Source organism: Devosia sp. A449 (assembly GCF_054489375.1).
Genome location: NZ_JBTMWU010000001.1, coordinates 318,595 through 333,663, shown reverse-complemented (window position 1 = coordinate 333,663; position 15,069 = coordinate 318,595). Strand labels below are relative to the sequence as shown.

Sequence of the window (15,069 nt, the reverse complement as noted above, 5' to 3'; positions counted from 1 at the left end):
GGGGGAGGGAGCCAGATCGAGCGGCTGAGACGATCGCGCTCCACAACCCCACAGTCCTTCCATGCCCATCCGCGATGTCCTGCTGGCCCTTGCTGTCGTGTTCATCTGGGGGCTCAATTTCGTCGCCATCAAATGGGGCGTCGCTGAAATCTCGCCCTATCTGCTGACCGGGCTGCGCTATCTCGGCTGCGCCCTGCCGGCGGTATTTTTCATCCGCCGCCCCCCGGTGAGCTGGTGGCTGTTGATCGCCTATGGCCTCAGCGTCGGCGTGTTGCAGTTCGGCCTGCTGTTCGCGGCGATGAAGTTCGGCATGCCGGCGGGACTGGCCAGCCTGCTGATGCAGGTCCAGGTGTTCTTCACCATGATATTGGCGGTGCTGTTCCTTGGCGAACGGCCGACGCTGCCGCAGCTGGGCGGGGCGCTCGTGGCGCTGCTCGGCCTGGGCATTATCGGGGCCGAGCATCTGGGTGGCACCATGCTGATGCCCTTGCTGATGACGCTGCTGGCGGCGCTGTTCTGGGCCATTTCCAACATTCTGACCAAGCGCGCCGGCAAGATCGACATGCTGGGCTTCGTGGTGTGGAGTAGCCTCGTGGCGCCGCTGCCGATGCTGGCGCTGGCGCTGCTGATCGACGGGCCGCAGGTGGTGGTGGAGCTGTTCAGCATCAGCCCGCGGGCGCTGGCGTCGATGCTGTTCATTGCCTATGGCTCGACCCTCGTCGGTTATGTCGGCTGGGCGGTCTTGCTGGGGCGGCATCCGGCGAGTCTGGTCGCGCCCTTCTCGCTGCTGGTGCCGGTGGTCGGCTTTGCCGCCGCCTATGTGCTGCTGGGCGAGCAGGTGAGCCTGCTTGAAATCGCCGGCAGCGCGCTGATTTTTGTCGGCCTGGTGCTCACCATTATCGGGCCGCGGCTGCTGGCCCGGTTGCGGGCTGCCTGATGCCGCTGCGTCATATCGGGCTGGCGCTGCTGGTGGTGGCGATCTGGGGCTTCAACTTCGTCATGATCAAGCTCAGCGTCGAGGCGCTGCCGCCGATTCTGGCCGCCGGCCTGCGCTTTGTCGCGGCGGCGCTGCCGGCGGTGCTGTTTATCCGCCCGCCCAAGGCGCCTTGGTGGCTGGTCACCGGGTTCGGGCTGGCCTTCGGCTTTGCGCTCTATGGCTTTCTCAATCTGTCGCTGGCCTGGGGCATGTCGGCCGGGCTCAGCTCGCTGGTGCTGCAGACCCAGGCGTTTTTCACCATGGCGCTGGCTTTTATGCTGCTCGGCGAACGCCCGACCCGGTTTCAGCTGCTGGGTGCGGCCATCGCCTTTGCCGGCATCGCGGTGATCGCCACCGAACGTCTCACCGCCACGGCGCTGCTGCCGCTGGGCATGGTGCTGCTGGCAGCGCTGAGCTGGGGGGTGGCCAATGTGCTGACCAAAAAGGCCGGCCGGGTCAATGCGCTGGCTTTTACCGTCTGGGGCGCACTGGCCGCGCCGCTGCCGCTGCTGGCTTTGTCGCTGTGGCTCGAAGGGCCGCCGGTGGTGCTGGCGGCATTGGCCGGGTTCGGCTGGCGCGATGCCGGGCTGATCGCCTTTCTCGCCTATCCGGCGACGCTGTTGGCCGGCGGCATCTGGAGCTGGCTGCTCGGCCAGCATCCGGCCTCGGTGGTGGCGCCCTTTACCCTCTTGGTGCCGATCACCGGCCTGTTGTCGGGCTATCTGGTGCTGGGCGAGGTCATTACCCCGGTCGAGGTCGGCGGCGCCCTGCTGGTGGTGGCCGGCCTTGTCGTCACCGTGCTGCGCGGCCGCGCCGTACCGGCCAGCACGTCAGCCTGAGGCAACAAAAAAAGCCACCCCGGAAACCGGGGTGGCTGTTCGGTTGCCCAAAACTGGGCAGCCTGATTTAGCCGGCAGCTGCCGGAGGGGTCGTTGCGGCCAGAACGTCAAACTCTTCCACGGACAGCTCGCCATCGGCGTTGGTGTCAGCGGCTGTGAAAGACTCCTCGTTGAGGTCCGGCCAAGCGACCTGGGCTTCGACCAGGGTGAGGCCGCCGCTGGCATCGGTGTCGAACGAGGCGAAGTCAGGGGCAGCAGCCTGGGCAAAGGCGGCCGTGGACAGGCCAAGCACGACGAGGGACGACAGAATGATCTTCTTCATGGGAGTTGAGCTCCAATGTTGGGGGAGAGGAAAAAAGCGGTGACCGGTTAGCCGATCCCCGACGGGCCGTTCTCCTGCGGTCCGTGAGACAGACAATGCTGGTGCAATGTGTCTCGCCAGCGCCGAAAACTCGGCGGCCACCGGGAAATTCCGGGGCAAATTGCGGGCAGTTCTGGCCAGACTAAGGCAGGCCGTATCGGCCAAGATAATTTGACATTAACCACGATGGTTCGCAGGCAACGCTAAAAATGGCATTGCGCCTCCATGTAATATTATGGAATGGCGCAGACTAACTGCTTATTTTTTTGGGGTGTTCTTCTATCACGGCCGCGTGACCGCTTGAGCAAGACTTCACGCGGCAGTGATCGGCCAGTCAAAAGCGCTCGAGATCAGATCTCGGGGCGGACGAAATCGCCGCTCTCATTGTCCATGATCCACAATTCACCGGTGGAGATATCAAACCAGGCGCCATGCACCGCCAGCCGACCCTCTTCTTCCAATTCGGCGACATAGGGGAAGGTGCGCAGATTTTGGATCGAGTTGCGGATCGAGATGCGTTCGAGCGCTGTTTCGCGCTCGGCCGGGGTCATCAAGCCATTGCCGCTGAGCTGGCCGGGCAGGTCGCCCAGCATGTTCATCCACTTGCCGATGAAGTCGCCGGTGTCGAGCGGGCGCTGGTCGGTCGCCAATGCGGCGCGAATGCCGCCGCAGCGGCCATGGCCCATGATGACGATATTGGCGATATCCAGCGCCTTGACGGCATATTCAATGCCGGCCGAGGTGCCGTGCTGGCCGCCATCGGGCTGATAGGTCGGCACCAGATTGGCGACGTTGCGCAGCACGAAGAGTTCGCCCGGCCCCGCATCGAAGATCATCTCCGGCGCGGCGCGGCTGTCGCAGCAGGCGATAATCATGGTTGTGGGATGCTGGCCCTCGCTGGCGAGGCCACGAATTCGGCCCTTCTCACGGGCATAACGACCCGCCATGAAGTTGGCGTGGCCTTTGAGGAGATGATCGGGAAAACGATGCATGATTTCTGGATTAGCGATAAGAGCGTTTGAGATCAACTGCTACCATCGCTTCATAGTGCAATAGGGCCATGCATGATTATCTATCGCTTTCTCACCGGTGAAGACGATTCCGCCTTCTGCCACAAGGTCACCAAGGCCCTCAGCGAAGGCTGGCAGCTGCATGGCGCCCCCAGCTACGCTTATGACGGCTTCTCGAAAAAAATGCGCTGCGGCCAGGCCGTCACCCGCCTCGCCAAGGATCAACCCTACGATCCCGACAAAAAGCTGGTGGATTTCTAGTGCAGCTTCGCCGCCGCGTCCCCCATTGCATGGCCCAGGTCTGGAATGGGGTGGGAAGCGGTCTGTCCGTTCTTGGCGCCGCCCTGGCGGAAAGCAGCCATTCGGCCTGCAGATTAGGCTGCGACGTGCAAGCAGGCATGACTTGCCGAGTCTGCAAAGACGTTCCATGAAGTTAAGCGATGCAAACGTGAAATTGGGGTGACAACTGTCGACCCTTTGCAGACGCTTTTAGCGCCAGAATGACCGGGGCGAGAAATGGCCATCAAGAAGCGCATTAAGAACCTGAGCAAACTAACCCGTGAACTCCTCGCTGAAGGGGAAAGCGGACGCTCCGACTTCAAACGCTCACCCGGCGGGATCAGCGCCGACGATCTTGTGGCTTTTGCCAACTCTGAAGGCGGTGGCCATATCTTGGCCGGCGTCGACGAACAGGTGGTCGCAAACGCTCAAGTCGGCGTTGTCCGCGGCTGTGATGTCAGCGATGCGACGATCCTTCAGGTGCTGAACAAGGCAGTCAGCTGTATTCCGCCAGTCTCGATCGATATTTACATCGAGAACTTGGAAGACAAGCCGATCCTCAGGATAGAGGTGCCGCCGAGCCAGACGAAACCGCACTGTACGCCGAAAGGAATCTATTGCCGGCGCGATGGAGCACGCAACCGTCCCCTTCATCCCAGTGAGTTGCTGAGACTTTTCCTCGATAGCGAAGCGAGTGCCTTTGCTGCCCGTTTCGAGGTCGCGGCCGACCGCATGACTGAAGAGCTCGGTAATCTCGAGTCATCGCTTGATAGTAGCATCAAGAGCATGTCCGACCAGCTCGGTTGGGCAGACTATCAGCTCGGTGATACCGAAAGCACGCTCAGCGCCATACAGGGGCTGGTCGCCAAATTGACTGCGGATACGAGCGATGTCAATTTCAGCTCCGCACGCTCTTTCGTCAGGACAAGCGGGAAGATCCGGTCCGGCAGCAATCCCGCACGACGTACGTCAACAAGCTCATTCAGCAAATCAGAGAAGACGAAGCGCTCTTCAAACATGTCGTTCGGGGCGGCAAACTGAACCCTTCGAAGCCCCAGCCGGCTGACAGCGACATTACTGACGACGATGCTAAGTTGCTTCTCAAAATTGCGACCAATCACGTCCACGATACGGAACGCGACAAGATGTACGAGATCGTGGTCAAGACCCCGAAAAGTTGCAGCGATGACGAACTCGATCAGTTTTCTGCAAAGGTCGCGGAAGGTGGCGAAGTGGCAGACGGCGTACGTGGCCGAGTGCAGCGAGCTTTCCGTCTCGGTTTCATCATCCACAAAGAGAGGGTGGTAGGCACCGCGGCGTTTAAAAAAACCGCGGCAGGATACCGGTCCAAGGTGTTTGCAAATGCGAAGAGCGGACTAGACCCCAAAGGATTTCCCTACGAGTTGGGCTGGATATTCCTCGACGTCGATCACCGTAAGAAGGGCCAGATGACGCGGCTCCTCAAGGAGCTTTTCCCTACCGTCAAAGGAGCTGCTCTGTTTGCTACGACGCGCACGTCAAACGACGTTATGCAAGAAATGCTGGTCCAGTTGAAATTCGAGCAAAGTGGTACCGATTACAAGTCCGCGCAGAACCCCGAGGAAACGCTGAAACTCTATGTTCAGCCCGCTACGAGCGGCGGCGGAACCACTGCGTGACCTGGTTACTACTCGCGACGGCTATCACGCCGAGATCTTTGATGCCGAAGAGGTAGTCTAGCTCCTCTTCGCCGTTCGCAATGGTGGCGAACGTCGATAGCGCTCGGTTGAAACCCGCGTAGGGCATAGCTTTTGGTCAGTACCCGACCTCAGCTATCGTCCGTGCTTGAACCTGGTCCCAATTACCGCCTTTGGGAAATCGAAAGGGCTGCGCCAACGACCCCTACGGGGTCGGGAGCGGCCGCTTCAGTGGTGCACGAAAATCGCCAGCCCTATCGCGTTTGGGGGCGAACGTTGCGCTGTCTCATCCTCCCAGGAGGGCGAAGGCCGCGATGCTTCAGTGCGCGGGATCAGTTGCGCGCTGCCAGTTTCAACGCCAGCGCCTGCAACATCATGATCGTCTTGCCGTCATTGATCTCGCCGCTGCCGATCATCTCCAGCGCCTGCTCCAGCTGCAGTTCGAACACTTCGATATCCTCGCCCTCGGCCGTCAGCCCGCCGCCGGCGCTGACTTGCTGGCCCGGCGTATAATTTCCCAGGAAACAGGCGCATTTTTCGGTCAGCGAGCCGGGGCTCATATAGGCGTCGAACAGAAACACCATGGCATCGGGCTCGTAGCCGGTTTCCTCGATGGCCTCGCGACGGGCGGCGATGGCCGGGGCTTCGCCATCGAGCAGGCCGGCCGGCGCCTCGATCAGCCAGGCCGGGTCGCCATTGAGATGCACCGGCAGGCGGAACTGCCGCGTCAGGATGATGGTGCCTTGCGCCGGCGCATAAAGCAGCACGGCGGCGGCGCTGCCATGGTCATAGACCTCGCGCTGCACGGTCTGGCTGCTGCCGTCGCGACGGGCATGGGTCACGTCATAACGGTCGAGCCGGCCCCAGTCATGCGCCAGTGGGGTGACGCTATTGATGGTGATATCCTGGGTCATGGCGGCTCCTTATAGAGAGTACCTCTATGCCGCGCTTGGCCCCTGCCAGACAAGCGCCAGCACAATAGCAGCATGCTGAAAGAAAACTGCGGGCAAACCGGCAGCATGCTGGCGGGGGTCCGGTCCGTCGCTCCGCGAACATGTCGTGCGCCATACGAACAAAGTGCGGTGTGCGCCAAAAGTTGGAGGCGGGAGGCGCTTTCCCGCTTTGATTTTGTAACCTTTGGGGGCTAGAAGTCTCGAACCATTCCAAACTGTGAGCGGCTCAGCCGCATGCCAGCGAGGCTCCATGACGGTTCGATCCCGCCCGCTTTCTCCGCATCTGCAAATCTACCGCTGGACCATCACGATGACGATGTCGATCGCGCATCGGGCCACCGGCATCGCGCTTTACGCCGGCACCGTGCTGCTGGTGCTGTGGCTCGGCGCTGCCGCGTCCAGCCAGGAAATGCTCAACACTATCAACGCTGTCTATGGCAGCTGGTTCGGCCAATTGGTGCTGTTCGGCTTCACCTGGGCGCTGTTCCACCACATGCTGGGCGGCCTGCGCCACTTCATCTGGGATTTCATCATCGGCATGGAGCCGGGGCAGCGCGAAATGCTGGCCTGGGCCAATCTGGTGGGTTCCATCGTCCTGACCCTGGTGGTCTGGACCGTTTTCGTCTGGATGGCATGATGCGCGAAACCGTCATTACCGGCGACATGGTCGCCAATCCCAAAACCAAATATGGCAACGCCAAAGCCTCGACCCGCCATTTCATCACCCAGCGGGTGACCGGGGCGATCAACATCGTCTTCATCGGCTTTTTGGTGTTTGTCGTCATTCGCTTGGCCGGGCAGGACCGGCCCGACATGGTCGCCACGCTGGGCAATGCCTGGATCGGCTTGCCGCTGGCGGCGCTGCTGGCGGTGGTCACCATTCACATGCGCAACGGCATGCGCGACACGCTGGAAGACTATTTTTCCGGCAGTCTCTATCGCCTGCTGATGCTGCTCAACACGCTGTTTTGCATCATCATCGCGGTGGCGGGAATCGCTGCCATTCTCAAGCTCGTCTTCTGGGGTTAAGCCTGATGGCCAAATACGAACTCATCGACCACGAATTCGACGTGGTCGTGGTTGGCGCCGGTGGCGCGGGCCTGCGCGCCACTCTCGGCATGGCCGAGCAGGGCTTCAACACCGCCTGCATCACCAAGGTCTTCCCCACCCGCAGCCACACCGTGGCAGCGCAGGGCGGCATTGCCGCCTCGCTGCAGAATATGGGGCCGGACAGCTGGAAGTGGCACATGTACGACACCGTCAAGGGGTCGGACTGGCTGGGCGATAATGACGCCATGGAATATCTGGCCCGCGAAGCCCCGGCGGCGATCTATGAGCTGGAGCATTACGGCGTGCCGTTCTCCCGCACCCAGGAAGGCAAGATCTACCAGCGCCCGTTTGGCGGCCACATGACCGAGTTTGGCGAAGGCCCGCCGGTGCAGCGCACCTGCGCCGCCGCCGACCGCACCGGCCACGCCATCCTGCACACGCTGTATGGCCAGAGCCTCAAGCACAATGCGCAGTTCTTCATCGAATATTTCGCGCTCGACCTGATCATGGGCGAGGACGGCTCCTGCCAGGGCGTCATCGCCTGGAAGCTCGATGATGGCACGCTGCACCGGTTCCGTTCCAAGCAAGTGGTGCTGGCCACCGGCGGCTATGGCCGCTCCTATTTCTCGGCGACTTCGGCCCATACCTGCACCGGCGACGGTAATGGCATGGTCGCCCGCGCCGGCCTGCCGCTGCAGGATATGGAATTCGTGCAGTTCCACCCCACCGGCATTTATGGCGCCGGCGTGCTGATTACCGAGGGCGCGCGCGGCGAGGGCGGCTATCTGACCAATTCGGAAGGCGAGCGCTTCATGGAGCGCTATGCCCCCAATGCCAAGGATCTGGCGTCGCGCGACGTCGTCTCCCGCTGCATGACGCTGGAAATCCGCGAAGGCCGCGGCGTCGGTCCCAAGAAGGACCATATCCATCTGCACCTCGATCATCTCGATCCCAAAGTGCTGCATGAGCGCCTGCCGGGCATCACCGAAAGCGCCAAGATTTTCGCCGGCGTCGACCTGACCCGCGAGCCGATCCCGGTGCTGCCGACGGTGCACTATAATATGGGCGGCATCCCCGCCAATTATCATGGCGAAGTGCTCAATCCGACGCCGGAAAACCCCGAGGCCATCGTGCCCGGCCTGATGGCCGTGGGTGAAGCCGCCTGCGCCTCGGTGCATGGCGCCAACCGCCTGGGCTCCAATTCGCTGACCGATCTGGTGGTGTTTGGCCGCGCCGCCGCCTTGCGGGCCGGTGCGGTGATGGACCGCGCGGCCCCGATCCCGGGCATCAACACGGCGCAGGACGAAAAAATCCTCGCCCGCTTCGATCGCCTGCGCAACGCCTCGGGTTCGCGCCCGACCGCCGAAATCCGCGACGCCATGCAGCATACCATGCAGGCCGATGCCGCCGTGTTCCGCACCTCGGACTCGCTGCAGGCCGGTGTGGCCGGCATGACCGAGATCTATGGCCAGCTCAAGGATGTGCAGGTCAGCGACCGCTCGCTGATCTGGAACAGTGATCTGGTGGAAACCCTCGAGCTGGAAAACCTGATGGTCAACGCCATGACCACGGTGGTGTCGGCCGAGGCGCGCCACGAATCGCGCGGCGCTCATGCCCATGAGGATTATCCGAGCCGCGACGATGAGAACTGGCGCAAGCACACGCTGAGCTGGATCGATATCGACACCGGCGCGGTCAAGCTCGGCTACCGTCCGGTGCGGGTCGATCCGCTGACCCCGGAAAGCGAAGGCGGCATCGACCTCAAGAAGATCGCCCCCAAGGCGCGCGTTTACTGATGCGCGCAGCGGCCGGATATTCGGGCACGCCCCTGGCACAGAAGCTGGGGATGCAGGACGGCAGCCGCGCGCTGTTCGTCGACCTGCCCGCATCTTTGGCCGATCTCGCCACCGCCCGCGCCTTTGCCGAAGTCTCCAGCATTGGCGCGGACCAGCTCGGCAGCGTTGGGCGCGGCTATGATTATGTGCATCTGTTCGCCACGGCGCGCGCCGTGCTCGAAGCGCTGGCGCAACCCTTGATGAACCTGATCGCCCGCGATGGCATGATCTGGGTGAGCTGGCCGAAACAGGCCGCCAAGATGGTCACTGACATCACCGAGGACGTGATCCGCGCCGTGGTGCTGCCGCTCGGGCTGGTCGATGTGAAGGTCTGCGCCGTGGATCAGACCTGGTCCGGCCTCAAACTGGTCATTCGCAAGGAACTGAGATGAAAATTCTTGCTGCCCTTGTCCCGTTGCTGCTGCTCACCGTGCCGGCGCTGGCCGCGCCGAGTGCGGCGCAGAAGCAGGAATTCTACAGCGTCTGCATGAGCATCGCCCAGAATGATGCTTTGTGCAGCTGCAAGGCGGATGCGGCGATGACGCTGATCGACGAGCGCTTCATGGGGGTGGTGATCACCTCGATGAAGGGCGGCGCGCCCGGCGAGGGCGATTTCAAGGCCTATAACGCTTACGTCGCCAAATCGAACCAGGTGTGCAAGCCGAACTATTGAGCGGCATTGCGCACGCCACACACTGATCAGACGAAATTCGGTGCCGGTTGAGCGGCACATAGAAAGAGGACCCGACCCATGGTCGAACTGATGCTCCCCAAGGCCGATCGGCCGACCAAGGGCAAGACCTGGCCCAAGCCGGCCGCTGCCAAGCGGCTGCGCGAGTATCACATCTATCGCTATGATCCCGACCAGAACGCCAATCCGCGCATCGACACCTATTTCGTCGATCTGGACGATTGCGGCCCGATGATTCTGGATGGTCTGTTGTGGATCAAGAACAAGGTCGATCCCACGCTGACGCTGCGTCGTTCCTGCCGCGAAGGCATTTGCGGCTCGTGCTCGATGAATATCAACGGGCTCAACACGCTGGCCTGCACCAAGGGCATGGATGACTCCAGCGGCCCGATCAAGATCTACCCGCTGCCGCATATGCCGGTGGTCAAGGATTTGGTGCCCGATCTCAGCCTGTTCTACGCCCAGCACCGCGCCATCGAGCCCTGGCTCAAGACCACGTCGCCAACGCCCGAAAAGGAATGGCGCCAGTCAGTGCCCGAGCGCGCCAAGCTCGACGGGCTCTATGAGTGCATTCTGTGCGCCTGCTGCTCGACCTCGTGCCCGAGCTATTGGTGGAATGGCGAGAAATATCTCGGCCCTGCCGCTTTGCTGCAGGCCTATCGCTGGCTGATCGATTCGCGCGACGAGAGCACCCAGGAACGCCTCGACGACCTGGAAGACCCGTTCAAGCTGTATCGCTGCCACACCATCATGAACTGCGCCAAGGTCTGCCCCAAGGGGCTGAACCCGGCCAAGGCCATCGCCGAAATCAAGAAGATGATGGTCGAGCGCAAGGCGGCCTGAGAGCCCCATCGGTCTCATCCGCCGGGTCCACCCTCCCCTTGCGGGGAGGGTGAGCGAGATAGGAGTTAGCCCTTGCCAACTCCGTGATCGAGCCGGGAGGGGGGGTGCGAGAGCCACGACCTCCGGGCCAATCCACCCCCACCCTTGATCCCTCCCCGCAAGGGGGAGGGTGTCGACTGCGAACGCAGCGCCCCCTTACGTCGCTTCCGAGATCAGCATGATGGTGCCGGCCTCGTAATTGGCCTGGCAGTCGGCGCTGTCATGCTTGAGGTCGCTATCGAGCAGCACGTTGGCGGCGCCGGGGCCTTCAAAGCGCGGGTCGTCGCATTGCTCGTCATCGGAGTAGCTCGAGCTGTTGTCGCCGAAGTCGATATGGCTGCTGTCATAGGGCGCACCGGCGAGATAGGCGGGCGAATAGACCGTGCGGATGCTCACCCGGCCCTCGGCTTCCAGCGCCTTGCAGTCGGTGGCGTCGCCGGCCAGATCATCGGTCAGCAGCTTCTTGTTGGTGCCTTCGCCCATGAAGCGCGGATCATCGCATTCGCCGTCATTGGCCCAGTCGCTCCAGTCCCCGCCATAGTCGAAGGCCGGTATCGCCTTGGCGGCGCTGGCGCCATCAAAGCTGGCGGTGCCGGCAGCGACGGCCGCCTTGCAGTCGGTGGCGTCATGGCCCAGATCGGCGTCGAGCAATTCGCTGGCAACGCCGCTGCCCGAGAAGCGCGGGTCGTCGCATTCCCCATCCTTGGCCCACTCACTGCTGTCATCGCCATAATCGATGGCATCGGGGGCGGTGTCGCCAACATAGCGCACGCTGCCGGCTTCATAGGCGGCGCGGCAATCGCTGGCGTCCTTGCGCAGATCGGCATCGACCAGCTCGACCGCCGAGCCGGCGCCGACAAAGCGGGGGTCATCGCATTCGCCATCATGGGTCCAGGCGCCGCTATCGTCGCCGAAATCAATCGCCGCAGCATTGGCGTCCGCCTTGAGGGTCACCGTGCCGGCTTCAAAAGCGGCGCGGCAGTCACTGGCATCCTTGAGCAGATCGGCATCGACCAGCTCGACCGCCACGCCGGCGCCGGTGAAGCGGGGGTCGTCGCATTCCCCGTCATGGGTCCAGTCGCCGCTATCATCGCCGAAGTCGATGTCACCGGCACTGACGGCGGCGGCGGCCGGGGTCTTCTTGTTGACGGGGGCTTGCGCCATGGCCGGGGCGGCCGCGCCAATGGCCAGCAGCAGAATCAATGCTGCACCGCCGAGGCGTTGGTGGAATGCGTTCATCGGTTGTCCCTTCCCAGATGTCTGCCGCCAGTGGTGGCTGCAGATTACAGCGGCTTTGCGGCGGCCAAAAGCCACCAATGAAAGATTTAGCCGAGCGCGGCGCGGCCCCGCCGCTCGGCCCGCGTGAACAGCACCGAGCCGACCAGCACCAGCGCCGTACCAATGCCATGATAGAGCGTAAAGGGTTCGGACAACACGATAACGGCAAAGATGATGGTCACCACCGGCCCGAAGGCGGCGGTGGACGAGGTGGCCCGCGCCCCGATTCGCGCCATGCCGGCATTCATCAGAAAGCTCGGTAGCACCGTGCCGAGCAGGCCCAGCGCCAGCCCATACCCCCACAGCTCGGGCGCCAGCGTCAGATAGCTTTGCGGCCCGGCGATGATCAGGTTCTGCGCGATGGCGCAGACGGCAGCGGTCGACATGGCGATGCAGGTGAACAGGCCCGAGCCCAGCACCAGCATCTGCCGCTTGGCCAGATGCTGATACAGCGCAAAGGTAATGGCCGAGCCCAGCACCAGCAGCGTGCCGAGCACCAGCCCGTCGGGGTCGACGGCCAGGTTCCAGCCAAAGATCAGCAGCAAGCCGGCATAGCTGACCGCCATGGCCGGCACCACGCCCCAGATCATGCGGTCGCCAAACAGCCAGACGCCGAACAGCACCACGAAAAACGGATAGGTGAACAGCACCAGCCGCTCATATTGGGCGGTGAGGTAATTGAGGCCCAAAAAGTCGAGATAGCTGGACAGATAATAGCCCAGAATGCCCACGGCCATGCTGGTGAGGACCACTTTGGGGGTCAGCGCCGCCCGCCAGTGATCGCCGCGCCGCAGGATGGTGAGCAAAATCACCAGATAGACCGGCAGCGCCACCAGCATGCGCAGGCTGAGCAGCATTTCGGTGGTGACGCCATAGCCATAGGCGAGCTTGATGAAGATGCCCTTGGTGGAAAACAGAATCGCGCCGGCCACGGCCAGGCCATAGCCGATGGCGTCGCTGGGGGCAGGGGCGGTTTTGCTGGAGAGGCTCATGGAGGGTCCTTGAGGGAGCCCGCCATGCCAGTCACCGACCGCCAGTGGCGGGCCGGAGCGACGAAGGGCTGGATCTCAGCGCGATGCGAAGCGCCAAGACAGGCATGGGAAATTGATAGCCAACCGATTCTGGCCGTGCAAGGCGGCTTGCCCATAATCCGTTCGGCCCCCCGTCAGCCGCGCGGATGGGCCTTGCGGTAGCTCTCGAGCAGGTGGTCGGTATCGACGGCGGTGTAGATCTGGGTGGTGGAGAGGCTGGCATGGCCCAGCAGCTCCTGAATCGCCCGTAGATCGCCACCGCGCCCCAGCAGATGGGTGGCAAAGGAATGCCGCAGCGCATGTGGCGTGGCCGAAGGCGGCAGGCCCAGCGCGCTGCGCAACTGCACCACGCGCAACTGGATCAGCCGGGCCGACAACACCCCGCCCTTGACCCCGCGAAACAGCGGCTCCTCGGGCCAGGATTTGAACGGGGTCAGCTCCAGATAGAGCGCGATGGCCTGGCGCACCGGCGCAATCAGCGGCACCAGCCGGATTTTGCCGCCCTTGCCGGTGACCCGAAGGGCTTCGCCTTCGAGATCGCCCTTGGTCAGTGCCAGGGCTTCGGAAATACGCAAGCCGGCGCCATAGCACAGCGACAGCACCGCCATATCGCGGGCGGCGACCCAGGGGCGCTCTTCCATCTCTTCAACGCTGGTAATGGTTTGCCGCGCTTCCAGCACCGTCAGTGCCTTGGGCAGGGATTTGGGCAGCTTGGGGGTGCGAATGACGTTGAGCGCCTCGCTGGTCACCACGCCCTCGCGTTCGAGATACCGGAAAAAGCTCTTGAGCGCCGACAGCACCCGCGCCAGCGAGCGCGAGCCCAGGCTCTCGCTGCGGCGCTGCGCCATGAAGGCCCTGATATCGGCGCCGCGCAATTCCTTGAGCGTCAGCAGGCCGACCGGCCCGCCGGCATGCCCGGCCAGAAACGACAGGAACTGGTCGACATCGCGGCTATAGGCTTCCAGCGTATTGGCCGACAGCCGGCGCACCGAGCCCAGCTCACGCTGCCAGCCGGCCAGCTGGGCGCGCACGAACTCATCACTGGCAAAGGCGGAATCGACCATCAGCGCAGTCTCCCCCCGGCATGGTAAACCCATCCTTAACCGCCGGTCTGTCATGGTATTTTCTGTAACGGAGGCAGTATCATGGCAATTTCACCAAGCATCTACCGGCTGGGCGCCGGCCTGGTTGTTCTGGCCATGCTGACATCCGGCGTCATGGCGCAGTCATCGGACTATTGGGATAGCGATTACTGGGGCAACCCCCAGGGCGTCAGTCAGCCCTCGACGCCTGACCATCTGGTGCGGTTCGATGCCAGCATTGGCGCGCTGTTCCTCGAAGGCAATGAAAAGGTGCTGAGCGGGGATTACACCGTCAGCCATTTGATCTGGCAGACCAAGGCGCCCGTGCTGCGCGGTAGTCTCGACATCAATTTTGGCAGCGGCTTCAGCGCCCGTGCCGAGGGCAGCGTTGCCGGCTTCGGCAGCAGCTATATGGAAGATTATGACTGGCTGGGCGGCAGCGACCTATTCGACAATTGGACACATCGCAGCCAGCATTCCGATACGACCCTTGACCATTATGTCACCGGCGCGGCCTCGCTGGGCTATAAGCTGGCGCGCGACGGCACGGCGGTGGTGCGGGCGCATGGCGGCTTCAAATATACCGATGTGCAGTGGTCCTCGCGCGGCGGCAGCTTCATCTATAGCGATCTCGGCTTCCGCGACTGGGTGGGCAGTTTTGCCGATGGCGACCCGGCGATCAGCTATCGCCAGCAATTTCCCGAGCTGTTCCTGGGCGTCGATGGCGATGAGCATTACGGCAATTTCCGCGTCGGTGGACTGCTGCGCGGCGGGCTGACCTTCCTGTCGCGCACCACCGACCGCCACCATATGCGCAATCTGAGCGTTCTCGACGACCTCTGGGTGGCGCCCACCGTCACCGCCGGCGTCGACCTCGGCTGGGCGCTGGGCCGCAATGCCGAGCTGACGCTGGCGGCGCGCTACGACCATATTTTCGAGCAGCGCGGCGCCGCCAACTACTATTACGACACGCCCGCCGATGGGAATAATCTCAGCCTGCCGGAAGGCGCGGGCGGCGGGTTGCGCAGCGCCGAAATCACCGCCGGTCTCAAGGGCCTGTTTTGAATGGTGGCGGATTTGCGGCGGTTTGAGGTCGATTTGACGATTCATGTGGCTTGTCTGCACC

18 protein-coding genes are annotated in these 15,069 nt (G+C 62.8%); 12 read left to right on the top strand and 6 right to left on the bottom strand.

Going from position 1 to position 15,069, the window contains the following annotated elements; all coding sequences use genetic code 11:
- Nucleotides 1–61: 61 nt before the first annotated feature.
- Together ACX3OW_RS01625 and ACX3OW_RS01620 are read left to right on the top strand one after the other, a co-directional pair.
- Entirely contained in the window at nucleotides 62–937 is an 876-nt protein-coding gene (locus ACX3OW_RS01625) for an EamA family transporter (protein WP_459093992.1), read from the top strand.
- Nucleotides 937–1,815 (top strand): EamA family transporter, encoded by an 879-nt coding sequence (locus ACX3OW_RS01620; RefSeq protein ID WP_459093991.1) that lies wholly within the window; start codon nucleotides 937–939, stop codon nucleotides 1,813–1,815. The genes ACX3OW_RS01625 and ACX3OW_RS01620 overlap by 1 nt, the downstream gene beginning before the upstream one ends.
- Before the next feature lie 67 nt (nucleotides 1,816–1,882).
- Here the strand turns inward: ACX3OW_RS01620 and ACX3OW_RS01615 are convergent, their stop codons facing one another.
- On the bottom strand, nucleotides 1,883–2,137 hold the full coding sequence (locus ACX3OW_RS01615) for a hypothetical protein (RefSeq protein ID WP_459093990.1): 255 nt from the start codon (nucleotides 2,135–2,137) through the stop codon (nucleotides 1,883–1,885).
- A gap of 389 nt (nucleotides 2,138–2,526) precedes the next feature.
- Complete coding sequence (locus tag ACX3OW_RS01610) at nucleotides 2,527–3,168, bottom strand: carbonic anhydrase (RefSeq protein ID WP_459093989.1); 642 nt, start codon at nucleotides 3,166–3,168, stop codon at nucleotides 2,527–2,529.
- Between the two features lie 72 nt (nucleotides 3,169–3,240).
- Between ACX3OW_RS01610 and ACX3OW_RS01605 the strand changes: the two genes are divergently transcribed.
- The 3 genes from ACX3OW_RS01605 to ACX3OW_RS01595 all read left to right on the top strand — a co-directional run bounded on the left by ACX3OW_RS01605 (nucleotide 3,241) and on the right by ACX3OW_RS01595 (nucleotide 5,123).
- The gene (locus ACX3OW_RS01605) at nucleotides 3,241–3,447 is read left to right on the top strand and encodes a DUF1737 domain-containing protein (RefSeq protein ID WP_459093988.1); all 207 of its coding nucleotides are present in this window, start codon (nucleotides 3,241–3,243) and stop codon (nucleotides 3,445–3,447) included.
- A 255-nt stretch (nucleotides 3,448–3,702) separates the two neighbouring features.
- Nucleotides 3,703–4,506 carry an AlbA family DNA-binding domain-containing protein gene (locus ACX3OW_RS01600; RefSeq protein ID WP_459093986.1) on the top strand — a complete coding sequence of 268 codons (804 nt, stop codon included), beginning with the start codon at nucleotides 3,703–3,705 and terminating at the stop codon, nucleotides 4,504–4,506.
- A 53-nt stretch (nucleotides 4,507–4,559) separates the two neighbouring features.
- A complete protein-coding gene (locus ACX3OW_RS01595; RefSeq protein WP_459093985.1) occupies nucleotides 4,560–5,123 on the top strand; it encodes a hypothetical protein in 564 nt (187 codons plus the stop codon).
- A 350-nt stretch (nucleotides 5,124–5,473) separates the two neighbouring features.
- Here the strand turns inward: ACX3OW_RS01595 and ACX3OW_RS01590 are convergent, their stop codons facing one another.
- Nucleotides 5,474–6,055, bottom strand: a complete 582-nt coding sequence (locus ACX3OW_RS01590) for an NUDIX domain-containing protein (RefSeq protein WP_459093984.1) — start codon at nucleotides 6,053–6,055, stop codon at nucleotides 5,474–5,476.
- Between the two features lie 289 nt (nucleotides 6,056–6,344).
- On the opposite strand from ACX3OW_RS01590, the gene sdhC reads away from it, so the two are divergent.
- From sdhC to ACX3OW_RS01560, 6 genes are all read left to right on the top strand, one after another.
- Nucleotides 6,345–6,731, top strand: coding sequence for a succinate dehydrogenase, cytochrome b556 subunit (gene sdhC, locus ACX3OW_RS01585; RefSeq protein WP_459093983.1), 387 nt, complete (start codon nucleotides 6,345–6,347; stop codon nucleotides 6,729–6,731).
- Entirely contained in the window at nucleotides 6,731–7,123 is a 393-nt protein-coding gene (sdhD, locus tag ACX3OW_RS01580; RefSeq protein ID WP_459093982.1) for a succinate dehydrogenase, hydrophobic membrane anchor protein, read from the top strand. The genes sdhC and sdhD overlap by 1 nt, the downstream gene beginning before the upstream one ends.
- 5 nt (nucleotides 7,124–7,128) lie before the next feature.
- A complete protein-coding gene (sdhA, locus tag ACX3OW_RS01575; RefSeq protein ID WP_459093981.1) occupies nucleotides 7,129–8,940 on the top strand; it encodes a succinate dehydrogenase flavoprotein subunit in 1,812 nt (603 codons plus the stop codon).
- On the top strand, nucleotides 8,940–9,371 hold the full coding sequence (locus ACX3OW_RS01570; protein ID WP_459093980.1) for a DUF3052 domain-containing protein: 432 nt from the start codon (nucleotides 8,940–8,942) through the stop codon (nucleotides 9,369–9,371). The genes sdhA and ACX3OW_RS01570 overlap by 1 nt, the downstream gene beginning before the upstream one ends.
- Nucleotides 9,368–9,652, top strand: coding sequence for a hypothetical protein (locus ACX3OW_RS01565; protein WP_459093979.1), 285 nt, complete (start codon nucleotides 9,368–9,370; stop codon nucleotides 9,650–9,652). The genes ACX3OW_RS01570 and ACX3OW_RS01565 overlap by 4 nt, the downstream gene beginning before the upstream one ends.
- Nucleotides 9,653–9,730: 78 nt before the next feature.
- Nucleotides 9,731–10,513 (top strand): succinate dehydrogenase iron-sulfur subunit, encoded by a 783-nt coding sequence (locus ACX3OW_RS01560; protein WP_459093978.1) that lies wholly within the window; start codon nucleotides 9,731–9,733, stop codon nucleotides 10,511–10,513.
- A gap of 195 nt (nucleotides 10,514–10,708) precedes the next feature.
- Here the strand turns inward: ACX3OW_RS01560 and ACX3OW_RS01555 are convergent, their stop codons facing one another.
- From ACX3OW_RS01555 to ACX3OW_RS01545, 3 genes are all read right to left on the bottom strand, one after another.
- A complete protein-coding gene (locus ACX3OW_RS01555; RefSeq protein ID WP_459093977.1) occupies nucleotides 10,709–11,791 on the bottom strand; it encodes a hypothetical protein in 1,083 nt (360 codons plus the stop codon).
- Between the two features lie 86 nt (nucleotides 11,792–11,877).
- Nucleotides 11,878–12,822: a DMT family transporter gene (locus ACX3OW_RS01550; protein ID WP_459093976.1), complete on the bottom strand. Its 945-nt coding sequence runs from the start codon at nucleotides 12,820–12,822 to the stop codon at nucleotides 11,878–11,880.
- 173 nt (nucleotides 12,823–12,995) lie between these two features.
- On the bottom strand, nucleotides 12,996–13,925 hold the full coding sequence (locus tag ACX3OW_RS01545; RefSeq protein ID WP_459093975.1) for a tyrosine recombinase XerC: 930 nt from the start codon (nucleotides 13,923–13,925) through the stop codon (nucleotides 12,996–12,998).
- A gap of 81 nt (nucleotides 13,926–14,006) precedes the next feature.
- On the opposite strand from ACX3OW_RS01545, the gene ACX3OW_RS01540 reads away from it, so the two are divergent.
- Complete coding sequence (locus ACX3OW_RS01540; RefSeq protein ID WP_459093974.1) at nucleotides 14,007–15,008, top strand: omptin family outer membrane protease; 1,002 nt, start codon at nucleotides 14,007–14,009, stop codon at nucleotides 15,006–15,008.
- Nucleotides 15,009–15,069: the final 61 nt, after the last annotated feature.

Bases quoted from the DNA above. Each gene is read 5' to 3' on its own strand.
- sdhC (WP_459093983.1), top strand. From the start codon at position 6,345: ATGACGGTTCGATCCCGCCCGCTTTCTCCGCATCTGCAAATCTACCGC.
- ACX3OW_RS01605 (WP_459093988.1), top strand. From the start codon at position 3,241: ATGATTATCTATCGCTTTCTCACCGGTGAAGACGATTCCGCCTTCTGC.
- ACX3OW_RS01625 (WP_459093992.1), top strand. From the start codon at position 62: ATGCCCATCCGCGATGTCCTGCTGGCCCTTGCTGTCGTGTTCATCTGG.
- ACX3OW_RS01560 (WP_459093978.1), top strand. From the start codon at position 9,731: ATGGTCGAACTGATGCTCCCCAAGGCCGATCGGCCGACCAAGGGCAAG.
- ACX3OW_RS01555 (WP_459093977.1), bottom strand. From the start codon at position 11,791: ATGAACGCATTCCACCAACGCCTCGGCGGTGCAGCATTGATTCTGCTG.
- ACX3OW_RS01545 (WP_459093975.1), bottom strand. From the start codon at position 13,925: ATGGTCGATTCCGCCTTTGCCAGTGATGAGTTCGTGCGCGCCCAGCTG.
- ACX3OW_RS01550 (WP_459093976.1), bottom strand. From the start codon at position 12,822: ATGAGCCTCTCCAGCAAAACCGCCCCTGCCCCCAGCGACGCCATCGGC.
- ACX3OW_RS01590 (WP_459093984.1), bottom strand. From the start codon at position 6,055: ATGACCCAGGATATCACCATCAATAGCGTCACCCCACTGGCGCATGAC.
- sdhD (WP_459093982.1), top strand. From the start codon at position 6,731: ATGCGCGAAACCGTCATTACCGGCGACATGGTCGCCAATCCCAAAACC.
- ACX3OW_RS01565 (WP_459093979.1), top strand. From the start codon at position 9,368: ATGAAAATTCTTGCTGCCCTTGTCCCGTTGCTGCTGCTCACCGTGCCG.
- ACX3OW_RS01600 (WP_459093986.1), top strand. From the start codon at position 3,703: ATGGCCATCAAGAAGCGCATTAAGAACCTGAGCAAACTAACCCGTGAA.
- ACX3OW_RS01570 (WP_459093980.1), top strand. From the start codon at position 8,940: ATGCGCGCAGCGGCCGGATATTCGGGCACGCCCCTGGCACAGAAGCTG.
- sdhA (WP_459093981.1), top strand. From the start codon at position 7,129: ATGGCCAAATACGAACTCATCGACCACGAATTCGACGTGGTCGTGGTT.
- ACX3OW_RS01610 (WP_459093989.1), bottom strand. From the start codon at position 3,168: ATGCATCGTTTTCCCGATCATCTCCTCAAAGGCCACGCCAACTTCATG.
- ACX3OW_RS01615 (WP_459093990.1), bottom strand. From the start codon at position 2,137: ATGAAGAAGATCATTCTGTCGTCCCTCGTCGTGCTTGGCCTGTCCACG.
- ACX3OW_RS01620 (WP_459093991.1), top strand. From the start codon at position 937: ATGCCGCTGCGTCATATCGGGCTGGCGCTGCTGGTGGTGGCGATCTGG.
- ACX3OW_RS01540 (WP_459093974.1), top strand. From the start codon at position 14,007: ATGGCAATTTCACCAAGCATCTACCGGCTGGGCGCCGGCCTGGTTGTT.